A 19,356-nucleotide genomic window follows, 5' to 3' on the forward strand; every position below is an offset into this window, starting at 1 on the left:
CTGTTCCCCTATTCGATGATGTCGCCGCGCAGGATGAATTTCCCATAGGCGACGGTCGAGATGAAGCCGACCATCGCGAACAGCAGCGAGGCCTCGAAATACATGCCGGTGCCCTTGTCGATGCCGAACAGTGCCAGCAGTGCGATGGCGTTGATCGTCATCGTGTCCAGCGCCAGCACCCGGTCGGCGATCCCCGGCGCGCGCACCACGCGATACAGGCAGAACAGCATTGCCAGACCGAAGCAGCCATAGGCAAAGGCAAGGGCATAGCCGATCATGCGAAGATCTCCTTCAGCCGGGCCTCGTAGCGGGTCTTGATCTCGTCCACGACCGAATCCGGGTCGGGGGCATGCAGGCAATGGACCAGCAGCGCCTGCCCGTCCGCCGACAGATCGCATGTCAGCGTGCCCGGCGTCAGGGTGATCGTGGCGGCAAGCGCGGTGATCGCCTCGGGCTGGCGCAGTTCCAGCGGGATGACGATCCATGCGGGCTTCAGCGCGCGGCGCGGCAGGAACAGCACGATCTTCGCCACCGCGAAGTTGGCCTTGACGATGTCAAGGATCACCACGGCAAGATAGCCGGGAATCCGCCCCGGAGATTTCAGCCGGGCGCTGTCCGGCCAATATGGCGCGGTCAGCCAGGGAATGACGATGCCGATCATTGCGGCAAAGACCAGCGAGCCGACGGCCCAGCGGTTGACCAGCAGCATCCAGACCACGGCCAGCGTCACCGACAGATAGGGATGGGGCAAAAGGCGGCGCATCATTTCGTGCCCTCCTGCCCTTCCAGCACCGCATGCAGGTAAAGCGCGGGGTCGTGCAGCTGATCGGCCGTCGCGCGCGCGAATTGCGTCACCGGCCCGGCAAAGACCGTCAGCGCGACGATTCCCGCCAGCAACGCGCCCACCGCCACCGCCGCCAGCGCCGGAGAGGCCGCATCTCCCAGATCCTGGATATGCTCGTCCGGCTCCAGCTTGGTCGGGATGCGCCTGCCCCGGCTGGGAAGGGGGGCGGGCTCATGCGGGACGGGACGCTCCTGCAGGCCATAGGGCTTCCAGAAGACCAGCGACCCGGCGCGGACCATGCCGTAGATCGCGATCAGGGATGAGACCAGCACCGTCGCCCAGATCCAGACCACCTGCGGCGCGGTGCGCGTCGCGTCCAGGACCAGAAGCTTGCCGATGAAGCCGGAAAAGGGCGGCATTCCCACCACCGCGATGGCTGTGACAAAGAACATCGCACCGATCAGGGCATTGCCCGGCATCACCGTGTCCAGGCGCAGCCACAGGTCGCCGCGCCGGGCGCCGATCATGTCCACGATCAGGAACAGCGCCGCCCCGGCAAGGGTCGAATGGATGATGTAATAGATCGCCGCCGTGGTCCCCTGCGGCGTAAATTGCGACACCGCGATCATCAGCGTCCCGACGGACCCGATCGCGGCATAGGCCGCCAGCCGGCCCAGGTTGCGCGTGCCCATGATGCCGATCTGGCCGATCGCCAGCGTGAACAGCGCGGCGGGCAGCAGCAGGTCCATGACCACGGATTCGATGACGGTATCCTGCGGAAAGACCAGCGTGTAGAAGCGCAGGATCGCATAGACCCCGACCTTGGTCATGACCGCGAACAGCGCCGCAACCGGCCCCGGCGCGTTGGCATAGGTCGAAGGCAGCCAGAAATGCAGGGGCACCAGCGACGCCTTGATCGCGAAGACCAGCATCAGCAGCACCGCCCCGGTGCGCAGCAGCGCCGTATCCTCGACCGGCATCACCGCCACGCGCGCCGCCATGTCGGCCATGTTCAGCGTCCCGGTGACGGCGTAAAGCACCCCCAGCGCGACCAGGAACAGCGTCGAGCCGGCCAGGTTATAGGCAATGTATTGCACGCCCGCGCGCAGGCGCATCGGTCCACCACCGTGGATCATCAGCCCATAGCTGGCAATCAGCAGCACCTCGAAGAAGACGAACAGGTTGAAGGCGTCACCGGTCAGGAAGGCGCCGCAGACGCCCATCAGCTGGAACTGCCACAACGCGTGGAAATGCCAGCCCTTGCGGTCCCAGCCCGAACCAAAGGCGTAAAGCTGCACCGCCAGCGCCAGCGTCGCCGTCAGCGCGACCATCAGCGCCGACAACCGGTCCAGCATCAGCACGATCCCGAAGGGCGCGGCCCAGTCGCCCAGACGATAGACCTGGACCTGGCCCGATGCGGCAAGCACGTTCAGATAGATCGCGACCGCCAGCAGCGCCGCGGTCCCCGCGATGGAAAAGACGCGCTGCAACAGCAGGTCCGCCCGCATCCACAGGATGATAAGCGCGCCGATGACCGCCGGCAGGATGACGGGAGCAATCAGGACATGGCTCATGCGCGAAAGTCTTCCCGGCTGCGGGCCAGATCCGGTTCCCGGTCGGCGCGGGGCATGTCGACGCGGTCATCGCCCCCTTCCAGAAAGGCGCCAAGCGCCATCATCACCGTCACTGCCGTCATCCCGAACGAGATGACGATGGCGGTCAGCACCAGTGCCTGCGGCAGGGGGTCGGTATAGGCGGTCGCCCCCTCTTGCAGGATCGGGGGCCGATCAACGACCAGTCGCCCGGTCGAGAACAGGAACAGGTTGATCGCATAGCTGAGCATGGTGGTGCCCAGCACCACCGCAAAGCTGCGGCGGCGCAGGATCAGATAGATGCCCGCCGCGGTCAGCATCCCTATTGCGCTGGACAGCAAAAGCTCCATCAGCGGCCTCCCTTGGATCGGCTGGGGTTGATGTCCATCGGCTCGGCATTGACGGTCTCTCCCGCCTGCCGGGCGATGCGCGACAGCGAATTCAGCGCCAGCATCACTGCACCGACAACGCACAGGAATACGCCAAGATCGAAGCCCATCGCCGAGGCCAGCTCGAACTTCTCGATCCCCGGCAGCTTCACATAGCCATAGACCGAGGTCAGGAATGGCTCGCCCGCGAACCAGGCGCCGATGCCGGTCGCCCCTGCCGCGATCACGCCCGCCCCAATCAGCGCATGATAGGGAACGTGGTTGCGTTCCTGCGCCCAGGCAAAGCCCGAGGCCATGTATTGCGATACAAGCGCGATGGCCACCACCAGCCCGGCGATGAAGCCCCCGCCTGGCGCGTTGTGGCCACGCAGGAAGATATACAGGCCGACGACCAGCGACATCGGCAGGATCAGTCGGGTGATGACCACCAGAAGCAACGGGTGGCGCGCCCCCGCCCGGCGGCTGTCATGGGTCCAGTTGCGCAGCCGCCGGCCGCTGGCGCCCAGAAGCAGCGTTTCTGTCAGGGCAAAGATGGTCAGCGCGGCAATGCCAAGAACGGTGATCTCGCCAAAGGTGTCATAACCGCGGAAGTCGACCAGGATGACGTTGACGACGTTGTCCCCTCCGCCCAGCTTGTGGCTGTTCTCGATCATGTAATTCGCGATCGAAGGCAGTGCGAAATCGCTGCGCATGACGGCATAGGCCAGCCCGCCGAAGCCCAACCCGGTCAGCGCCGCGATGAAGGCGTCGAAGCCGCGCTTGCCGTCGCGGCTTTCGCGCAGCGTGCGCTTGGGCAGGAAGTTCAGCGCCAGCAGCAGCAGAATGATCGTCACCACCTCGACCGAGATCTGGGTCAGGGCAAGGTCGGGCGCGGATAGATAGACGAAGCAACCCGAGACGATCAGCCCGATGATCCCGACCAGGACCAGCGCCAGCACCCGCTGCCGGTGAAAGGCGACCATGCACACCGTGGCGACCATCAGCAGCACCCAGCCGACCAGCGGGACCACCGAGATCGGCAGCATCGGCCTGGAGGCGCCACCGTAACCCCCGGTCGAAAACGCCCAGCCGCCGCACAGCAGCACCGTCAGCGAAAAGGCCGCGAAGGCCCGCGCCATCGAGCCGTTGGTGAATCTGTCCGTCAGCCGGTGCGACAGACGCAGCGACCAGTCGGTCAGGGCGTCGAACATGACCTTGGCATCGGGTCGCCAGAATCGTGCGCGCAGCGCCTCAAGCCCGGCATAGCGTGCCAGCACCAGCGCGCCGCCAACGATGGCGATGACGGACAGCAGCAGCGCCAGCGTGATCCCGTGCCACAACGCCAGATGCGGATGCTGTGTACCCTGCGTGACCGCCGCGGCCGAGGCATCGACCAGCCAGCCGACCATGGTGTTCGGAAACAGCCCGACCAGGACCACCAGCACCACAAGGATGGCGGGCCCCGCGATCAGCCCAAGACCGGGATCATGCGGCTTGTGGGGGTAATCGTAACGCTCGGGGCCCAGGAAGACGTGCCAGATCAGGCGCAGCGAATAGGCGACCGAGAAGATCGCGCCAAGCGTCACCATGACAAAGACCAGGCTGCCATTGCCCGCCCAGTCGGTGCGGGTTGCGCCCTCAAGCATCATCTCTTTCGACAGGAAGCCGTTCAGGGGCGGAATGCCCGCCATCGACAGTGCCGCGATGGTCCCGATCAGGAACGTGACCGGCATCAACCGCCTGAGGCCGCCAAGCCGGGCAATCGAGCGTGTCCCGGCCTCGTGGTCGATGATCCCGGCGGTCATGAACAGCGCGGCCTTGAAGGTCGCGTGGTTGATGATGTGAAACACCGCCGCCACCGCCGCGCTCTCGGTCCCGAAGCCCAGAAGCATGGTGATCAGGCCCAGATGCGATACGGTCGAGAATGCGAGAAGCGATTTCAGATCGTCCCGGAACAGCGCGATCCACGCGCCGATGATCATGGTGACAAGGCCGGTGGTCGCGACGATGTAGAACCATTCCGGCGTGCCCGAAAGCACCGGCCAAAGCCGCGCCAGCAGGAACAGCCCTGCCTTCACCATCGTCGCCGAATGCAGATAGGCCGAAACAGGGGTCGGCGCGGCCATCGCGTGCGGCAGCCAGAAATGGAACGGGAACTGCGCCGATTTGGTAAAGGCGCCCAGCAGGATCAGCAGCAAGGCGGGCAGATAAAGCGGGCTGGCCTGAATCGCCTCGCGCGCGTTCAGAATGTCCGAGATGTCATAGCTGCCCGCGATATTCCCCAGGATCAGCATCCCCGCGATCATGGCCAGCCCGCCGAGGCCAGTCACGGTCAGCGCCATGCGCGCGCCCTGCCGCCCTTCGGGAAGGTGCTTCCAATAGCCGATCAGAAGGAAGGACGAGAGCGAGGTCAGCTCCCAGAAAACCAGCAGCAGCAGGATGTTGTCGGACAGCACGATGCCCATCATCGCGCCCTGGAACAGCATCAGATAGGTATAGAAGACCCCGACCGGATCTCGCCGCGACAGGTAGAAGCGCGCATAGGCGATGATGAGCAGGCCGATCCCCAGGATCAGGATCCCGAACAGCAGGCCCAGTCCATCGATGCGGAAATTCGCATTCAGCCCAAGTTGCGGCAACCATTCGAACCGGGCGGTCACGACCTCTCCGGCCAGAATCGCCGGGATGTGCAGGCACAGTCCCAGCAGTGCCGCGGCGGTCGCCGTGGCGCAAGAGATCGCGGCGACGTCCCGTCCGGAACGGATCAACAGGCCCGGCAGCAATGCGCCGATGAAAGGCAGGGCGGCGATGAGTGCGGGCGACATGGATCCTCTTTCCGGCTGCGCCCTTATGTCCTTGAGACGGTCCCGCAATGTCAACCCGAAGTCGAACTTGCGGCTAGGCGATGTTCGCCTTTCGTGCTAACCATCGGGGAAAAATCGGGACAGGCATGAAGATTATCGGCATTGATCCGGGCTTGCGGAACATGGGCTGGGGCGTGATCGACGTCGATGGCCCGCGCCTGCGGCATCTGGCGAACGGCATCATCCATAGCGATGCGGGCGATCTGGGGCCGCGACTGGCAGTGCTGTATCGCGGCCTTTGCGAAGTGCTGACCCAGCACGCGCCCGACGCCGCCGCGGTCGAACAGACTTTCGTCAACAAGGACGCCGTGGGCACGCTGAAGCTGGGTCAGGCGCGCGGCATCGCGCTGCTGGCCCCGGCGGCCGCGGGGATCGAGATCGGCGAATACGCCCCGAATGCCGTCAAGAAAAGCGTCGTCGGGGTCGGCCACGCCGCCAAGGAACAGATCCAGCATATGGTGCGCTTCATGCTGCCCGGCGTCGAATTCGCCGGACCGGACGCCGCCGACGCGCTGGCCGTGGCAATTTGTCACGCCCATCACTTGCAGGGCCGCGCGCTCCGCATCAAGATCAAGGCATGAGGAACAGCATATGATCGGACGCATCGCCGGGATCATCCTGCACCGGGCGCAGGACCATGTTCTGATCGACGTGCGCGGCGTTGGCTATATCGTCCATGTGAGCGAACGGACAGCAGCCAGCCTGCCCCCTGCCGGACAGGCGACCGCGCTTTATACCGAACTTCTGGTGCGCGAGGATCTGCTTCAGCTTTTCGGCTTTCCGACGCTGCTGGAAAAGGAATGGCACCGTCTGCTGACCTCGGTCCAGGGGGTGGGCGCCAAGGTCTCGCTTGCGATCCTTGGCACGCTTTCGGCCGAGGGTCTGTCGCGCGCGTTGGCGCTTGGCGACTGGTCGGCCTTGCGCAAGGCGCCGGGTGTCGGGCCGAAGCTTGCCCAGCGGATCACGATGGAGCTGAAGGACAAGGCCCCCGCGATCATGGCGCTTGGCGGCAGCCTGACCGTCGATCCGGGTCCCCTGCCCGATTCCGAAGTGGTCGAGTCCCCCGCCGCGACACGAACCGCCCCCGCCCCGCGCATCGACGGCAATGCGCAGGCAACGGCGGATGCGCTGTCTGCGCTGTCCAATCTGGGCTATGCTCCGTCCGAGGCGGCGGGCGCGGTGGCCGAAGCCCAGGGCCGGGAACCGGGCGCCACCACAGCGGCGTTGATCCGCGCCTCGTTGAGGCTTCTGGCTCCGAAGGAATGAGGTCGGGCATGATGGGGAACCTGCGCACATTCATCCTGATGGCCGCGATGACCGCACTGGTCATGGGCATGGGCTATCTGCTGGGCGGGACGGGCGGTGCGGTGATCGCGCTGGTCATCGCTGGCGCGGGCAACATGTGGGCCTGGTGGAACAGCGACAAGGCGGTGCTGCGCCAGCAGGGCGCGATGCTGGTCACGCGCCAGCAGGCCCCGGAACTGATCGACATGGTGGCCGGACTGGCGCAACGGGCGAACCTGCCCATGCCCAAGGTCTATGTCCTGCAGACCGACCAGCCCAACGCATTCGCCACCGGCCGCAATCCCCAGAACGCCGCCGTCGCCGTGACGCAGGGCATCATGCGCGTCCTTGACCGCGACGAACTGGCCGGCGTGATCGCCCACGAGCTTGCCCATATCAAGCATCGCGACACGCTGACGATGACCGTGACCGCCACGATGGCCGGGGCCATCGCGATGCTGGGCAACATGCTGATGTTCTCGGGCCTGTTCGGCGGACGCAACGACAACCGCGGTGGCGGGCTGGCGGCGATCCTTGCCATGGTCTTCGCCCCGATCGCTGCGGGCCTGGTGCAGATGGCGATCTCGCGCACCCGCGAATACGAGGCTGATCGGACCGGTGCGCAGATCTGCGGCCAGCCCTTGGCGCTGGCCGGAGCGCTGGCAAAGATTTCGCGCGCGGCAGGTCAGGTCGTGAACATCCCGGCCGAGCGAAACCCCGCCTCGGCCAGCATGTTCATCGTGAACCCGCTTCACGCGCTGCGGATGGACCGCCTGTTCGCCACCCACCCCGCAACCGAGGATCGGATCGCCCGCCTGCGCGAGATGGCGGGCCGCGGCGGACAGGGTGGCGGTGCCCCCTGGGCTGACGCCCAGCCGGTCCGGTCGCGGATCCCGCCCAGCGGTGGCCCCGATTCCGGGCCCTGGGGCAAGGGATGATGCAGCCCGATCCAATGCTGCGCCCCGAACCGATGGAAACGGATGGCGAGGATCGCGCGCTGCGTCCGCAGATGCTGTCCGATTTCGTCGGACAGGCCGAGGCACGCGCGAACCTGCGCGTCTTCATCGAAAGCGCCCGGATGCGCGGCAAGGCGATGGACCACACGCTGTTCCACGGGCCTCCGGGGCTGGGCAAGACCACGCTGGCGCAGATCATGGCGCGCGAACTGGGCGTGAACTTCAAGATGACCTCGGGGCCGGTCCTGGCCCGCGCGGGCGATCTTGCCGCGATCCTGACCAACCTCGAGGCGCGGGACGTCCTGTTCATCGACGAAATCCACCGGATGAACCCGGCGGTCGAGGAAGTCCTGTATCCCGCGATGGAGGATTTCGAGCTGGACCTCGTGATCGGCGAGGGTCCCGCCGCCCGCACCGTCCGGATCGAGCTTCAGCCCTTTACCCTGGTCGGGGCGACAACGCGGCTTGGCCTTCTGACGACGCCGCTGCGCGACCGCTTCGGCATTCCGACGCGGCTGCAGTTCTATACCATCGATGAGCTTGACCTGATCGTCACCCGCGGCGCGCGGCTGATGGGCATCCCTTCAGAACCGGCCGGCACGCGCGAAATTGCAAAACGCGCGCGCGGCACGCCGCGGATCGCGGGCCGCCTGCTGCGCCGGGTGATCGACTTTGCCCTGGTCGAGGGTGACGGCCGCCTGACGCGAGAGATTGCGGACAGCGCCCTGACCCGGCTGGGCGTCGATCATATCGGGCTGGACAGCGCCGACCGCCGTTACCTGACGCTGATGGCCGAACATTACGGGGGCGGCCCGGTCGGTGTTGAAACCTTGTCCGCCGCCCTGTCCGAAAGCCGCGACGCCATCGAAGAGGTCATCGAGCCCTTCCTGATGCAGCAAGGGCTGGTCAGCCGCACCCCGCGTGGACGGATGCTGGCGCGGCTGGGCTGGCGGCATCTGGGGCTGGACGCACCACGGATGCAGGACAGCCTGTTCGATGACTGAGGTCGAAACCCGCATCCGCGACAGCTTCGACCGCCAAAGCATGATGCTCACTTTGGGCGCGACCCTGGCCGAGATTGCGCCGGGCCGGGTCGTCATCCATGCGCCGATCCTGCCCGGATCGCTTCAGCAGCACGGGGCCGGCCATGCGGGGCTGGCCTTCAGCATCGGCGATTCCGCCGCGGGCTATTCCGCGCTCAGCCTGATGCCCGAGGGTGCCGAGGTGATGACGGTCGAAATGAAGATCAACCTGATGTCCCCGGCGATTGGAGACCGGCTTGAGGCCGAGGGCCGGGTGATCCGCCCCGGCCGCCGCATCATGGTGGTCGCGGCCGATGTCTGGGCCGTCAGCAACGGCACCCGAAAGCATGTCGCGATGCTGCAGGGGACGATGATCCCGGTCTAGCCTTCGGTACCGGGCGGAGCGGACAGGACACGATCCTCCTGCGCGATGAAATGCTCCATCATCAGGCGCCACAGCGCGTCGGCAAGGCCGGGATCCAGCCCCTCCTGCGTGGCAAGGCGACGGGCATTTGCCGCAACCTCCTCGACCCGGCTGTCGATCCGGGCGGGCAGGTGTTCTCGGGTCTTGATGCGCGCGGCCTGATCGATCAGGCGCGACCGCTCGGCCAGCAGCACGATCAGCCGCGCGTCCAGCGCGTCGATCCGGCGGCGCAGCGCGGGCATCTGGGAATCGGGCGAAAGCTTCGGTTCGGTCGGGTTCATGCCGTGCTTTTACGCCGGAACGCCCCGCCGCCGCAAACGTGCATGATGCCTGACTGTGGCCCCGCTGCCATGCGGAACGGCGCATTTCCGCCGGGCCGGGGAACGCTAGCCACGCGTCAGGGTTGATCTGGACCGGGGGAAACAGGCCCCCGTCCAAGAAGGAGGAGACCGATGAAGGCAGCAAGCATTGCGATCAATATCGGTTTCGGCCTCAGCATCGCACTGGGCGCAGTGGCGCTTCTGGTGCTTTGATCGCGGTCGGACTCTGACCGGACACATGCAAAACCCCCGGCCAACAGGTCGGGGGTTTTTCGTTTCAGGTGATCGCAGATCTCAGCCCTGCGGCTGGGGTGCCGGGGTGGCGTCGGCCGGTCCCGCCGTTACGCCCGCGCGCGGGATCGAGGTGACCGACGGGATCGAAGAGCCGGGCGTATCGTCGTCCCCGCCCAAAGTCTCGCCCCGGATGATCTTTCCGATATCCTCGCCAGTCAGGGTCTCGTATTCCAGCAGCCCCTTGGCCATGCGCTCGAACTCCTCGGTCTTCTCGGTCAGGATCCGATAGGCGTCCTGATAGCCCTGTTCGATCAGGTCATGGACTTCCTGCTCGATCAGTTCCTTGGTCGCCGCCGAAACCGAGAAGCCGCCCGTATTGCCCGAATAGCCCTCATGCGCCTCGGCATAGTCGATATTGCCGACCTTGTCCGACATGCCCCAGCGCATCACCATGGCGCGCGCAAGCTGGCTCGCCTGCTGGATGTCGCCCGCCGGGCCGTTCGAGACGCCCTCTTCCCCGTACTTGATGATCTCGGCCGCCTTGCCCGCCATGGTCATGGCCAGCTTCTGCTTGGCCTCGTCCTTGTGATAGTTCAGCCGGTCCATCTCGGGCAGCGAGACCACCATCCCCAACGCGCCGCCGCGCGGGATGATCGTCGCCTTGTAGACCGGGTCGCATTTCGGCAGCGACAGGCCGACAATGGCGTGGCCGGCCTCGTGATAGGCGGTCTTTTCCTTCTGCTCGGGCGTCAGGACCATGCTGCGGCGTTCGACGCCCAGCATGACCTTGTCCTTGGCATTCTCGAAATCCTCCATCGCGACGAAGCGACGGCCCAGACGCGCGGCCATCAGCGCGGCTTCGTTCACGAGGTTCATCAGGTCCGCGCCCGAGAAGCCGGGCGTGCCGCGCGCGATGATGCGCAGGTCGACATCGGGGCCGACCGGCACCTTGCGGCTGTGAACGGCCAGGATCTTCTCGCGCCCCTTGATGTCCGGGTTCGGGACATAGATCTGGCGGTCGAAGCGGCCGGGGCGCAGCAGCGCGGGGTCCAGCACGTCCTTGCGGTTGGTCGCGGCGATGATGATGACGCCTTCATTCGCGTCAAATCCGTCCATCTCGACCAGAAGCTGGTTCAGGGTCTGCTCACGCTCGTCATTGCCCCCGCCGATGCCCACGCCACGGGCACGGCCCACGGCGTCGATCTCGTCGATGAAGACGATGCAGGGGGCCGATTTCTTGGCCTGCTCGAACATGTCGCGGACACGGCTGGCGCCAACGCCGACGAACATTTCGACGAAGTCCGAGCCCGAGATGGTGAAGAAGGGCACGCCCGCCTCACCCGCAATGGCGCGGGCGAGCAGCGTCTTGCCGGTGCCGGGCGGACCGACCAGCAGCGCGCCTTTCGGGATCTTGCCGCCCAGGCGGCTGAATTTCTGCGGGTTGCGCAGGAATTCGACGATCTCTTCCAGCTCTTCCTTGGCCTCGTCGATGCCTGCGACATCGTCAAAGGTCACGCGGCCATGCTTTTCGGTCAGCAGCTTGGCCCGCGATTTGCCGAAGCCCATCGCGCCGCCTTTGCCGCCGCCCTGCATGCGGTTCATGAAGAAGATCCAGACGCCGATCAGCAGCAGGAACGGCAGCCAGACGCCCAGAAGCGACATGAAGCCGGATTGTTGCTGGCGTTCGACGCGGACTTCGACGCCCTTGTCGATCAGGCGGTCGGCGATTTCCTCGCCTTGCGGGCGGACGGTCGAGTATTGTTTGCCGTCCTTGGCGGTGATGCCGATGGTTTCGCCGTCAATCGTGACGGCGTTCACCTCGTCCTTGTCGACCCGCTGGATGAAGTCGGAATAGCTGATCTGGCGGCTGTTCATCTGCGACGAGCCGTCGCTGAACAGGTTGAACAGCGCCAGAATCATCAGGAACAGCACCACCCAGAAGGCGATATTGCGCGCGTTGCCCAAAGGCATATCCTCCACGGGTAGACAGGCTTTGGCCTGAAAATAGGGATTCCGGCGTCAGGTTCAATGAGTATACAGCAAAGCCATGAACTCTGGGACGCCGGCAAGCGGTCTTACGGTCATTTCCGCCCGCGATTCCAGCAGCGGTGCGGCGATCAGTTGGTCCCCTTTCCAAATGCCGGGACTGGCTGCGGCCTCGTCGCGGGCAAGGCCTGACAGCCGCCATTTCAGCCCCGGCAAAGGATCGTATCCCAGCGCACGGACCTGCTGGTCGGCGCAGAGGCCGGACAGAAGCCAGCGCCCGTCCCAGCGGCATTCCCCCTGCGCATCCGGCACGCCCGGCGCCCCACGGGCCGCAGCCACAGGCTCACGCATGATCCGCAGCCAGTCGCCCGCCGGCTCGGCGATCGCACCCTCCAGCGTGGCCCTCGCCCCCGTCAGGATGGCGGTCAGGGCGCGTAGAACGGCCTCGCGCCGCGGCGGGTAGTCGGCGCCTCCGACAAGACGCAGCCCCGCGACAATTAGTCGCCGCCTGACTTCTTGCGGCGCGCGGCGAAAGGGCGTCCAGGGCAGATAAAGGCTGCCATTGCGAATCTCGGCACCGGATGCCGCAGCCGCAGCCACGTCTTGCAGGGCATCCCGCGCGCTTGCCAGATTCGCCGCCGATTGGGCAATCTGCGCGGCGGGCAGGCCAAGGGCCTCAACCGCCTTGCGAATGCGGACACGGTCATAATCGGCATTCTCGTTCGACGGATCATCAACCCAGCCGATGCCCCGGGCGGTTAGCCAGTCGCGCAACTCGGCGCGCGAGACGGCCAGCATCGGCCGCAACCAGACCGTGCCGTTTGCGCGGCGGCTTGCAGACATGCCAGCCAGCCCGTCGACGCCCGCGCCCCGAGCCAGCCGCATCAGCACGGTTTCCGCCTGATCGTCCAGCGTATGCCCCAACAGGACCGCGTCCAGCCGGTTCTGCGCCGCCCAGTCGGAAAGCAGCCGCAGGCGGGCATCCCGCGCCGCGGCCATCAGGTTGCCGGAAGCGGGCCCCCGCTGCCAGGAAAGGGTCGCATGGTCGATCCCCAGAGCTGCCGCCGCGCGGCCCGCCCCCGCCGCCTCGGCCGTGGATTCGGGGCGCAGGCCATGATCGATGGTCGCGGCCATCAGGCAACGGCCCCGCGCCCAGCCCTGCGCAAGATGCAGCAGCGCAGTCGAATCGCCCCCGCCGGACAGCGCAATGCCAAGGCGCGACATGTCGCCCGCCAGCCGGTCAAGGGCAGCGTGGACCCTGCGCGTGACGGGGTCGTCGGTCGTGGGGTCGGGGTCTTCGTCGCAAGGGCCTGCGGGATCACATCCCATCGGCCATGTCCGCCGCCTCTTCCGGGTCCATCATGGCCGGATCGGTCGCGTCATTCATGTCGGCACCCAAGTCGACGCCCGGCTCGGCACCCATGCCGGCATCGGGCTGGGCCGCGCCTTCGGTCACGGCGGCGCATTGCGCATCGGCGATCCGCTTTTCCGCCTCGGCCGCTTGCGGGGCATCGGGGAAGCGGGCCAGGATTTCCTGAAGATAGAAGCAACCTTCCTGCGGGCCACCCTTGGCGCTCATGGCGCGGGACAGGCCCAGAAGGGAATCGGGCGCCTGCGGCCCGTTCGGATTGGCAGCGAAACTTTCAAGCCAGGCGATTCCTGCCCCGGACAGATCGCCCGCAGAATCCAGCGCCGCCCCCCGCAGGAACAGCGCCTCGGCGGTCAGTGGACCGCCAGCATGGGTTTCGGCGACGGCCGCGAAGAGGTCCGCAGCACGACGAAAGTCACCTTGACCGAGCACCTCCCGGGCCCGGTCAAAATCGGCCCGTTCCGCCGCGGTGGCGACCCCGGCCGAGGGGAGCTTGGTGGCCGGACCGGTCAGCGCGCCGCCCCGGTCCGAGGATGGCATTGGCGACGAGGCGCCGCTCTGCTCGCCCAGTGTCGGTGTGGTCAGGCTGCCAAGGTCGCAGCCCTCCTCCATCTCGCAAAGCCGGAACTCGATGTCGCCGATGCGGCTGGTGCCGTCCTTGACGATGCGGTCGACGCGGTTCTGCAACTGCTCGGTCTGGCCGGTCAGTTGCTGAAGACGCGCCTCCATCGTGTTCATGCGGTCGATGGCGCTGTCGCCGCCCGCCGCGGCAAAGCCCGCCGGGCCCGAGGCGACCAGCTCGCCGCGCAGCCCCTGAAGGTCGGCGGTCAGCTGGTTCAGCTCGGCGCGGATGTCGGCCAGGCTTTGCTTGTCCTGCGCCGCGGCGGGCAGCGCGGCCAGCACCAGCCCCGCCGCAAGCATCATGCCCCGAAGGCGGCCCATCACATGCCCGCCCCTGGGCTGACCACGGTCACCGCGCGGCGGTTCTTGGCATAGCAATCCTCGGTCGAGCAGACGGCAAGCGGACGCTCCTTGCCATAGCTGACCGTTCGCAGGCGACCCGAAGCCACGCCTTGCGAGATCATGTATTCCTGGACCGAGTTCGCACGCCGCGCGCCGAGGGCCAGGTTGTATTCCCGCGTCCCCTGCTCATCCGCGTGCCCCTCGATCAGCGCCGAGAAGCCCTGGTTCTGGTTCAGCCAGCCGGCCTGGTTGGCCAGGATCGTGCGCGCCTCGGGGGTCAGCGTCGACTGGTCGACCGGGAACAGGACGGTATCGCCCGCCACCGCCTTGAAATGCTCGGCCGTGCCGGGCAGCACCCCGGTCCCGACCCCGCCTGCGCCCATATTGGCATAGGGGTCGTTCACCATCGCCCCCTGCTGGGCCGGGCGCGAACAGGCCGCCATGGTCAGCATCGCGCCGATGGCGGCAATTTTCACGAAAGTCTTCATCATCCTGTCCCGTTCCCGCGGTTACGGCAGCAACGGACCCCAGTCGGGATCCGAGGCCGCGCCATTCAACTTGACCGGGCGCATGTTCCGCCCGGTGATATCGACCGAGTGCAGGCGAGGTTCGCCGTCGCCGCCCGGAGTGACGCGCGTGAACATCACGACGCGCCCATTGGGGGCCCAAGTCGGGCCCTCGTCAAGGAACGATTCTGTCAGCATTTTTTCTTCCGATCCATCGGTTCGCATGACTCCGATGTGGAATTTTCCGCCCACCTGCCGGGTAAAGGCGATCATGTCCCCGCGCGGCGACCAGACCGGCGTGCCATAGCGGCCCTCGCCAAAGCTGATGCGCTTGGCGTCGCCGCCATTGGCCGACATGATGTAAAGCTGCGGCACGCCCGAGCGGTCGCTTTCAAAGACGATCTGCTTGCCGTCGGGGCTGAAGCTTGGCGAGGTCTCGATCGAGGGCGCGTTCGTCAGCGGGCGCTGCGCGCCGCTGCCGGCATCCATCTGGTAGATGTCGGTATTGCCGTTCTTCTCCAGCGAATAGACGATCCAGCGCCCGTCGGGCGAGAAGCGCGGCGAGAAGCTCATCGTGCCCTGCTCGCCCGCCAGCGCCCGCACGCCCAGCGAATTAACGTCCATCAGCATCGCCTGCGGGAAGCCGCTGGCATAGCTGGTGTAAAGCAGGCGCGAGCCGTCGGGCGAGAAGCGCGGCTTCAGCACCAGCGTGGAATCGTCGGTCAGCCATTTGATGTTGGCCCCGTCGTAATCCATCACGCCCAGCCGTTTGCGGCGGGCGTCCTTGGGACCGCTTTCCTGGACAAAGGCAACACGGCTGTCGAAATAGGGGCCCTCGCCCGTCAGCCGGGCATAGACCTGGTCCGCCGCCTTGTGCGCCGCGCGCCGCCAGTTGCCGGTCGAGGCGTCGAACTGCATCCCGTCGCCCAGGGGCTGGCCCGCGAAGACGTCGAACAGGCGGAACTTGACGATCACCTTGCCACCTTCGACACGCACCGCGCCCGTCACCAGCGCCTGCGCATTGATCGCCTTCCAGTCCTCATAGGAGACCGGTGCGTCAAAGCTTTCGGGGCGCGCAATATGGGCGCTGGCCGGGATCTCGCGGAACAGACCGGTGCCGGTCAGGTCCGCCGCGATCAGGTTCTGCACCTGCGCAAGATATTCGCCCGCGCCGCCCTCGTCATGGAACTTGGCAATGGCGAAGGGCATCGGTTCGACCACGCCGTCGGTGATCTCGATCCGCAGGGGCCCGTCCTGTGCCAGAACCGGCGCGGCAAGGCCAAAGCTGGCCAGGATCATGACCGGAGCCATGACGGAGGTCGTCAGGAATTTACGCAACATGTATCGCCTCTGAAGGTCTGGTTGCAGAATATCGGGTCGGTCGGCTGCTTTCCACCGTCACTGGATGCGAGCCCCACCACCAGGGTTGAAGTCAATGATCGTTGTCTTCCAACGGTTATATTTCTCGGAAGGCAGCGGATAGCCGTCCTTCTGGCAGCGCAGAATGGCGCGCCGCGCCGCCTCATAGGCCTGTTTCGCCGCCGCGTCCGACCCGCCGGAATGGTCGATCATCTTCAGCGAATTCGCCTCGACCCGGCCGTCCGGCGACATCGAGAACTGGACCGAGACCTTGGTCCGCGATGCCTCGCTGGACAGCGAGCCAATGTTCCAGCACGCCTCGACCGCGACGCGGAAACCGTCCTTTTCGCCTTGGTTCAGCGGTGGACCACTGGCCGCCGCACCGCCCCCGCCCGTACCGGCGGCGCCTTCCTTGTCCTTCTTGGCCTCGGCCTGTGCCGCCTTCTTCGCGGCCGCATCCGCGGCCTTGCGCTCGGCCTCGGCCTTTTCCTTGGCCTTGGCCGCAGCGGCGGCCTCTTCGGCTTCCTTCTTCTCGGCGGCGCGTTTTTCCTCGGCGGCCTTTTCGGCGGCGGCCTTCTTCTCGGCCTCTTTCTTCGCCTTGGCGGCAGCTTCGCGCTTTTCGGCCTCTGCTTTCTCGGCAGCGGCTTTCTCGGCCTCTGCTTTCTCGGCAGCCGCCTTCGCGGCAGCCGCCTTCTCGGCTGCGGCCTTGTCCGCGGCAGCCTTTTCTTCTGCAGCCTTGGCGGCCGCCTTTTTCTCGGCCGCCTTTTTCTCGGCAGCGGCCTTTTCCTCTGCGGCTTTCTCTTCGGCAGCTTCGGCGGCCTCGGCTGCGGCCTGACGGCGCGCACGCGCGTCGGCCTCGGCGGCCTTGCGGGCGGCCTCTGCCTCTTCGCGACGCTCGGCGGCCTCGCGGCGTTCGTCCTGCGCGCGCTCCTCGGCGGCACGGCGTTCGGCTGCTTCCTCGCGCCGCTTGGCCGCGGCTTCGGCGGCGGCTGCTTCAGCGGCCTCGCGTGCCAGCACCTGCTCGCGCTGACGCGCTGCCTCGGCGGCTTCCTGACGGGCACGGGCCGCATCGGTCACACCCTGCGGGCGACCGTTCGGACGCGACGCCGCAATCGGCGCATCCGCCGAACGCTGAGGAATCGGGGCCGGAGCCTGTGGTTGCACCGCTTCGCGCGACGGGTTCGGACGCGAGGCATCTTCCGGAAGCGCGGCCGGATCGTCGGACGCTGCGGGCTGGTTCGGCTGCGGTGCCAGGGTCGCGACCGCGACGGGTCGGGCCTGATCCTGAAGATCCGACAGATCGGGTTGCGCCTCGGGTCGTTCGGCGGGGGCCGTCAGCTCGGCCGCATCCGAAACTGGCGCGGGCGGGCTTTGCGCTTCGGGCGCGCCGGTCACCACCTCGTCAGCGGGCGGGCGCGGCTGGGCCGGGGTGGACTCGGCCAGATCGGCAAGGGGGGCACTTCCCTCGGCCGCCGAGGCCAGGGCCTGGAATTCGGCCTCGGACATGGTCGAGACCTCGGCCATGCGAATCGCGTCATGCGGTTGCGGACGGAACAGTGCCCCGCCCACGATCGCAAAGCCCAGCAGGCCGACATGCGCGACGCCCGAAACCCAATAGCCGATGCGATCGGCGCGATCCATGGCGTCAGCCTTCGGGGTTCTGGCCGTCCATCCGGGGCCCGCCCGAATCCGTCACCAGCACGATGTTGTTGAAGCCAGCCGCGTTCAACGCCCCCATCACCTCCATGATGCGGGCATAGGGGATCGAGCCGTCGGCGCGCAGGTAGATCTTGTCGCTCTGGCGCTCTTCGGCCACGGCACGCAAGCGCGTGACCAGCTCATCCTCGGGAACCTCGGTGGTCATGACCATGATCGGACCCTCGGGCGTGACGGACACCGACAGCGGCTCCTCAGGCTCGGCGGGCACGGATTGCGCGGCAGTCTTGGGCAGCTCCAGCGGAACGCCCACGGTCAGCAGCGGCGCGGCGACCATGAAGATGATCAGCAGCACCAGCATCACGTCCACGAAGGGCGTGACGTTGATTTCGGCCATGGGCTGGGACTTGCCGCGCCCCCTGCGCCCGCGGCTGCTGCGCTTGACGACCCCGGCCCCCATCAGTCGTCTTCCAGCTGGCGCGACAGGATGGTCGAGAACTCATCCGAGAAGGATTCGTAGTTCCCGACGATGCGGTCCGAATCGGCGCTGAGCTTGTTGTAGAAGATGACCGCCGGGATCGCGGCCAGCAGGCCCAGGGCGGTCGCGACCAGCGCCTCGGCGATGCCGGGGGCGACAACGGCCAGCGAGGTATTCTGCGAAATCGCGATTTCCTCGAAAGCGGTCTTGATCCCCCAGACGGTACCGAACAGCCCGATGAAGGGCGCGGTCGACCCGACGGTCGCAAGGAAGGGCAGCCCGCGGGTCAGGCGGTCATTCTCGCGGTTGATGGCGACGTTCATCGCGCGGTCGATCCGCGCCGTCGCACCGGCGATCAGCCCGCCATCGTCGCGGTGGCTGCGGCGCCATTCGGTCATGCCCGCTGCGAAGATCCGCTCGGACGCGCCCGAAGGCTCCTCTCCGACACGGTCGAACAATTCGTCAAGCGGCTGGCCCGACCAGAAGGCACGGTCGAACCGCCCAGCTTCGCGCTTGGCGGCTGCAAAGCTGATGAATTTCTGGATGATGATCGCCCAGGCCCAGAACGAGGCCAGAATCAGCATGATCATGACGATCTGGACGGTCAGCGACGCGCGCGCGAAAAGAGCGATCAGTGAAAAGTCGACCGGCTGACCGGCTCCGACGATTTGTTCCATGAAATAGGCCTGTGCTTTTTGCACCGCTGCGCCGCGGCTTCTGGCGTCGATTACCAGAATGCCCGCAACAGACAAACCCCAACAGCGTCAATTCTGCGTCAGATGCAGCCCTTTGCATCACCGGGAAAGACCGCGGCGATGTCGGCGGGAATCCGGACAGGCCGTCCGGCATCGTTGATGCAGACGAGCGTCACCACTGCCTTGAACAGCACTGCCCCGTCCCGCATCACCTTCTGGCACATCGAGATCCGCGCCGCGCCGCAATCGTTCAGGGTCGAGACAACCTCCAGCACATCGTCGAACCGCGCCGGAGAGATGTAATCGGCCTCGATCCGGCGCACGACAAAGACCATGCCCCGCTGCTTCAGGCCAACCTGGTCTATCCCCAGCGCGCGCAACCACTCGCTGCGGCCGCGCTCGATGAAGCGCAGGTAGTTCGCGTAATAGACGATCCCGGCAAGGTCGGTATCCTCGTAATAGACGCGGATGGGAAAGCTGTGCATCGGGACAATCC

General features: G+C 66.4%; 20 protein-coding genes. 5 read left to right on the top strand and 15 right to left on the bottom strand.

Annotated features, from left to right (window positions below; translation table 11 throughout):
- Positions 1–8: 8 nt before the first annotated feature.
- Genes ACO2Q4_RS17630 through ACO2Q4_RS17650 form a run of 5 tightly spaced genes read right to left on the bottom strand, consistent with a single transcriptional unit; the run spans position 9 to position 5,569 of the window.
- A complete protein-coding gene (locus tag ACO2Q4_RS17630; protein WP_311757611.1) occupies positions 9–278 on the bottom strand; it encodes a K+/H+ antiporter subunit F in 270 nt (89 codons plus the stop codon).
- Positions 275–766: a Na+/H+ antiporter subunit E gene (locus tag ACO2Q4_RS17635; protein ID WP_311757612.1), complete on the bottom strand. Its 492-nt coding sequence runs from the start codon at positions 764–766 to the stop codon at positions 275–277. The genes ACO2Q4_RS17630 and ACO2Q4_RS17635 overlap by 4 nt, the downstream gene beginning before the upstream one ends.
- A complete protein-coding gene (locus tag ACO2Q4_RS17640) occupies positions 763–2,358 on the bottom strand; it encodes a monovalent cation/H+ antiporter subunit D (RefSeq protein WP_423320915.1) in 1,596 nt (531 codons plus the stop codon). The genes ACO2Q4_RS17635 and ACO2Q4_RS17640 overlap by 4 nt, the downstream gene beginning before the upstream one ends.
- Positions 2,355–2,726, bottom strand: coding sequence for a Na+/H+ antiporter subunit C (locus ACO2Q4_RS17645; protein WP_311757614.1), 372 nt, complete (start codon positions 2,724–2,726; stop codon positions 2,355–2,357). Before ACO2Q4_RS17645 ends, ACO2Q4_RS17640 begins: the two co-directional genes overlap by 4 nt.
- Positions 2,726–5,569 (bottom strand): monovalent cation/H+ antiporter subunit A, encoded by a 2,844-nt coding sequence (locus ACO2Q4_RS17650; RefSeq protein WP_395131275.1) that lies wholly within the window; start codon positions 5,567–5,569, stop codon positions 2,726–2,728. Before ACO2Q4_RS17650 ends, ACO2Q4_RS17645 begins: the two co-directional genes overlap by 1 nt.
- Before the next feature lie 125 nt (positions 5,570–5,694).
- Here ACO2Q4_RS17650 and ruvC point away from each other — a divergent pair, with 125 nt between their 5' ends.
- From ruvC to ACO2Q4_RS17675, 5 genes are read left to right on the top strand one after another with little or no spacing between them, the layout of a single operon-like run.
- A complete protein-coding gene (gene ruvC / locus ACO2Q4_RS17655; protein ID WP_311757616.1) occupies positions 5,695–6,189 on the top strand; it encodes a crossover junction endodeoxyribonuclease RuvC in 495 nt (164 codons plus the stop codon).
- Positions 6,190–6,199: 10 nt separating this feature from the next.
- The gene (gene ruvA, locus ACO2Q4_RS17660; RefSeq protein ID WP_311757617.1) at positions 6,200–6,874 is read left to right on the top strand and encodes a Holliday junction branch migration protein RuvA; all 675 of its coding nucleotides are present in this window, start codon (positions 6,200–6,202) and stop codon (positions 6,872–6,874) included.
- Between the two features lie 11 nt (positions 6,875–6,885).
- Positions 6,886–7,830 carry a zinc metalloprotease HtpX gene (gene htpX, locus ACO2Q4_RS17665; protein ID WP_423321095.1) on the top strand — a complete coding sequence of 315 codons (945 nt, stop codon included), beginning with the start codon at positions 6,886–6,888 and terminating at the stop codon, positions 7,828–7,830.
- The gene (gene ruvB / locus ACO2Q4_RS17670) at positions 7,827–8,852 is read left to right on the top strand and encodes a Holliday junction branch migration DNA helicase RuvB (protein ID WP_311757618.1); all 1,026 of its coding nucleotides are present in this window, start codon (positions 7,827–7,829) and stop codon (positions 8,850–8,852) included. The genes htpX and ruvB overlap by 4 nt, the downstream gene beginning before the upstream one ends.
- Entirely contained in the window at positions 8,845–9,255 is a 411-nt protein-coding gene (locus tag ACO2Q4_RS17675; protein ID WP_311757619.1) for a PaaI family thioesterase, read from the top strand. Before ruvB ends, ACO2Q4_RS17675 begins: the two co-directional genes overlap by 8 nt.
- Here the strand turns inward: ACO2Q4_RS17675 and ACO2Q4_RS17680 are convergent.
- The 10 genes from ACO2Q4_RS17680 to ybgC all read right to left on the bottom strand — a co-directional run bounded on the left by ACO2Q4_RS17680 (position 9,252) and on the right by ybgC (position 19,345).
- Positions 9,252–9,575 carry a chorismate mutase gene (locus tag ACO2Q4_RS17680; protein ID WP_423320919.1) on the bottom strand — a complete coding sequence of 108 codons (324 nt, stop codon included), beginning with the start codon at positions 9,573–9,575 and terminating at the stop codon, positions 9,252–9,254. The two genes, ACO2Q4_RS17675 and ACO2Q4_RS17680, sit on opposite strands and share 4 nt — an antisense overlap.
- A 333-nt stretch (positions 9,576–9,908) precedes the next feature.
- Complete coding sequence (ftsH, locus tag ACO2Q4_RS17685; RefSeq protein WP_311757814.1) at positions 9,909–11,813, bottom strand: ATP-dependent zinc metalloprotease FtsH; 1,905 nt, start codon at positions 11,811–11,813, stop codon at positions 9,909–9,911.
- Between the two features lie 60 nt (positions 11,814–11,873).
- A complete protein-coding gene (gene tilS, locus ACO2Q4_RS17690; protein ID WP_423320921.1) occupies positions 11,874–13,163 on the bottom strand; it encodes a tRNA lysidine(34) synthetase TilS in 1,290 nt (429 codons plus the stop codon).
- Positions 13,153–14,145: a tetratricopeptide repeat protein gene (locus ACO2Q4_RS17695; RefSeq protein ID WP_311757622.1), complete on the bottom strand. Its 993-nt coding sequence runs from the start codon at positions 14,143–14,145 to the stop codon at positions 13,153–13,155. The genes tilS and ACO2Q4_RS17695 overlap by 11 nt, the downstream gene beginning before the upstream one ends.
- On the bottom strand, positions 14,145–14,654 hold the full coding sequence (gene pal, locus ACO2Q4_RS17700; RefSeq protein ID WP_311757623.1) for a peptidoglycan-associated lipoprotein Pal: 510 nt from the start codon (positions 14,652–14,654) through the stop codon (positions 14,145–14,147). The genes ACO2Q4_RS17695 and pal overlap by 1 nt, the downstream gene beginning before the upstream one ends.
- Positions 14,655–14,675: 21 nt before the next feature.
- Complete coding sequence (gene tolB, locus ACO2Q4_RS17705) at positions 14,676–16,010, bottom strand: Tol-Pal system beta propeller repeat protein TolB (RefSeq protein WP_390907805.1); 1,335 nt, start codon at positions 16,008–16,010, stop codon at positions 14,676–14,678.
- A 60-nt stretch (positions 16,011–16,070) separates the two neighbouring features.
- Positions 16,071–17,672: a protein TolA gene (locus ACO2Q4_RS17710; RefSeq protein WP_395131283.1), complete on the bottom strand. Its 1,602-nt coding sequence runs from the start codon at positions 17,670–17,672 to the stop codon at positions 16,071–16,073.
- 4 nt (positions 17,673–17,676) lie between these two features.
- Positions 17,677–18,147 carry an ExbD/TolR family protein gene (locus ACO2Q4_RS17715; protein ID WP_311757625.1) on the bottom strand — a complete coding sequence of 157 codons (471 nt, stop codon included), beginning with the start codon at positions 18,145–18,147 and terminating at the stop codon, positions 17,677–17,679.
- Positions 18,147–18,842 (bottom strand): protein TolQ, encoded by a 696-nt coding sequence (gene tolQ / locus ACO2Q4_RS17720; RefSeq protein WP_311757816.1) that lies wholly within the window; start codon positions 18,840–18,842, stop codon positions 18,147–18,149. Before tolQ ends, ACO2Q4_RS17715 begins: the two co-directional genes overlap by 1 nt.
- A gap of 98 nt (positions 18,843–18,940) precedes the next feature.
- Positions 18,941–19,345 (bottom strand): tol-pal system-associated acyl-CoA thioesterase, encoded by a 405-nt coding sequence (ybgC, locus tag ACO2Q4_RS17725; RefSeq protein WP_311757626.1) that lies wholly within the window; start codon positions 19,343–19,345, stop codon positions 18,941–18,943.
- Positions 19,346–19,356 lie beyond the last annotated feature (11 nt).

This window comes from Paracoccus sp. KR1-242 (assembly GCF_049446195.1).
In the GTDB taxonomy this organism is placed as follows: Bacteria; Pseudomonadota; Alphaproteobacteria; order Rhodobacterales; family Rhodobacteraceae; genus Paracoccus; species Paracoccus broussonetiae.

Excerpts from the sequence above, each read along its gene's own strand:
- ACO2Q4_RS17715 (WP_311757625.1), bottom strand. The coding sequence starts at position 18,147 with ATGGGGGCCGGGGTCGTCAAGCGCAGCAGCCGCGGGCGCAGGGGGCGC.
- ACO2Q4_RS17675 (WP_311757619.1), top strand. The coding sequence starts at position 8,845 with ATGACTGAGGTCGAAACCCGCATCCGCGACAGCTTCGACCGCCAAAGC.
- ACO2Q4_RS17630 (WP_311757611.1), bottom strand. The coding sequence starts at position 278 with ATGATCGGCTATGCCCTTGCCTTTGCCTATGGCTGCTTCGGTCTGGCA.
- tilS (WP_423320921.1), bottom strand. The coding sequence starts at position 13,163 with ATGGGATGTGATCCCGCAGGCCCTTGCGACGAAGACCCCGACCCCACG.
- ACO2Q4_RS17640 (WP_423320915.1), bottom strand. The coding sequence starts at position 2,358 with ATGAGCCATGTCCTGATTGCTCCCGTCATCCTGCCGGCGGTCATCGGC.
- ybgC (WP_311757626.1), bottom strand. The coding sequence starts at position 19,345 with ATGCACAGCTTTCCCATCCGCGTCTATTACGAGGATACCGACCTTGCC.
- htpX (WP_423321095.1), top strand. The coding sequence starts at position 6,886 with ATGGGGAACCTGCGCACATTCATCCTGATGGCCGCGATGACCGCACTG.
- ACO2Q4_RS17680 (WP_423320919.1), bottom strand. The coding sequence starts at position 9,575 with ATGAACCCGACCGAACCGAAGCTTTCGCCCGATTCCCAGATGCCCGCG.
- ruvB (WP_311757618.1), top strand. The coding sequence starts at position 7,827 with ATGATGCAGCCCGATCCAATGCTGCGCCCCGAACCGATGGAAACGGAT.
- ACO2Q4_RS17635 (WP_311757612.1), bottom strand. The coding sequence starts at position 766 with ATGATGCGCCGCCTTTTGCCCCATCCCTATCTGTCGGTGACGCTGGCC.
- tolQ (WP_311757816.1), bottom strand. The coding sequence starts at position 18,842 with ATGGAACAAATCGTCGGAGCCGGTCAGCCGGTCGACTTTTCACTGATC.
- ACO2Q4_RS17710 (WP_395131283.1), bottom strand. The coding sequence starts at position 17,672 with ATGGATCGCGCCGATCGCATCGGCTATTGGGTTTCGGGCGTCGCGCAT.
- ruvA (WP_311757617.1), top strand. The coding sequence starts at position 6,200 with ATGATCGGACGCATCGCCGGGATCATCCTGCACCGGGCGCAGGACCAT.
- ACO2Q4_RS17695 (WP_311757622.1), bottom strand. The coding sequence starts at position 14,145 with ATGGGCCGCCTTCGGGGCATGATGCTTGCGGCGGGGCTGGTGCTGGCC.
- ACO2Q4_RS17645 (WP_311757614.1), bottom strand. The coding sequence starts at position 2,726 with ATGGAGCTTTTGCTGTCCAGCGCAATAGGGATGCTGACCGCGGCGGGC.
- ruvC (WP_311757616.1), top strand. The coding sequence starts at position 5,695 with ATGAAGATTATCGGCATTGATCCGGGCTTGCGGAACATGGGCTGGGGC.
- pal (WP_311757623.1), bottom strand. The coding sequence starts at position 14,654 with ATGAAGACTTTCGTGAAAATTGCCGCCATCGGCGCGATGCTGACCATG.
- ACO2Q4_RS17650 (WP_395131275.1), bottom strand. The coding sequence starts at position 5,569 with ATGTCGCCCGCACTCATCGCCGCCCTGCCTTTCATCGGCGCATTGCTG.